The 1,249-nt window shown below is 58.4% G+C and carries 2 protein-coding genes; both read left to right on the forward strand.

What is annotated here, in order from left to right; all coding sequences use genetic code 11:
* Positions 1 to 74: 74 nt before the first annotated feature.
* On the forward strand, positions 75 to 422 hold the full coding sequence (locus EWH10_RS21600) for a transposase (RefSeq protein WP_037484504.1): 348 nt from the start codon (positions 75 to 77) through the stop codon (positions 420 to 422).
* A complete protein-coding gene (locus EWH10_RS21605; RefSeq protein ID WP_242495903.1) occupies positions 395 to 1,219 on the forward strand; it encodes an IS3 family transposase in 825 nt (274 codons plus the stop codon). The genes EWH10_RS21600 and EWH10_RS21605 overlap by 28 nt, the downstream gene beginning before the upstream one ends.
* Positions 1,220 to 1,249 lie beyond the last annotated feature (30 nt).

The raw sequence follows: 1,249 nt of genomic DNA on the forward strand, positions 1-1,249 counted from the left end.
TGGAGTGGGCCCCTGGGGTCGGACAGGTGGGACCATAATGATTGACCGTGGGTTTGGCTTTTGGAGAAAAGCCAATGCGACACCGTTCCCACAGCATGGAGTTCAAACGTCAGGTCGTTCAGGAATATCTGGGCGGCGAAACATTGCATGGGCTGGCCAAGCGTCATGACGTTTCTCGCCAATTGATCCGGGTCTGGATTGAGAAGTATGAGGCGGGCGAGTTCGACGATGACGCGCAAGCGGCTGATCTCATCCAGCAATATGAGGCCCGCATCGCCGCGCTGGAACGCCTGGTAGGCAAGCAGGCTCTCGAACTGGAGTTTCTAAAGGGGGCTCTGCAAAGCGCACCGCGGCCGAGAAACGGGACTACATCCGTCATCACCGGCCCCTTGGCATCTCCGTCTCCCAGGGGTGCAGACTGATGGGTATCGCACGTTCAACCTATTATCATGGGCGGGTGAAGCGGGTTGACGAAGCCGATCTGCTGGCCGCAATCATGGCGATCTGCGATGAGTTTGAGGCTTATGGCTGGCGACGCGTACGGGCGGCCCTTCAGCACCAGGGCATCTGCGCAAATCATAAGCGCATCAAGCGTTTGATGCGGGAACACAGCCTTCAGCCGCGGAGACGGCGGAGATATGTCGCAACGACTGACAGTGATCACGATCTGCCGATCTTCCCGGACCTGGCAAAGGACGTCGCTCTGACAGGTGCGGATCAGCTCTGGGTCGCAGATCTGACCTATGTCGCGATTGCGAGTGGCTTTGCTTATGTGGCGATCATCCTAGACGCATGGTCAAGGCGGGTGGTTGGCTATGCCATCGGTCGGTCGATCGATGCCCGCCTCGCCATTGCCGCGCTTGAAACTGCTATCGCAAGTCGGCAGCCCTCACCGGGCCTCATTCATCATTCGGACCGTGGATCCCAGTACGCAGCCGCTTCCTACCGTGCGCTGCTGGCAGCCAATGGCATTACCGGATCGATGAGCCGGCGCGGAAATCCTTACGATAACGCCAAGGCGGAAAGCTTCATGAAAACGCTCAAGGTCGAGGCGGTCTACCCGATGGCGTTCGAGACTTTCGAGGATGTCGCCACCCATCTTCCACCGTTCATCGACCGCGTCTACAATGAACGCCGACTGCATTCCGCTCTGGGCTATTTGAGCCCGGTGCAGTTTGAGGAGTTACACACCAAAACTATGGTCAAATCCGCGGCCTGATACCTGTCCGACCCCAGGGGCCCACTCCAT

The organism is Sphingobium fuliginis, from assembly GCF_004152845.1.
GTDB classification, from domain to species: Bacteria; Pseudomonadota; Alphaproteobacteria; order Sphingomonadales; family Sphingomonadaceae; genus Sphingobium; species Sphingobium fuliginis.

Bases quoted from the DNA above. Each gene is read 5' to 3' on its own strand.
- EWH10_RS21600 (WP_037484504.1), top strand. From the start codon at position 75: ATGCGACACCGTTCCCACAGCATGGAGTTCAAACGTCAGGTCGTTCAG.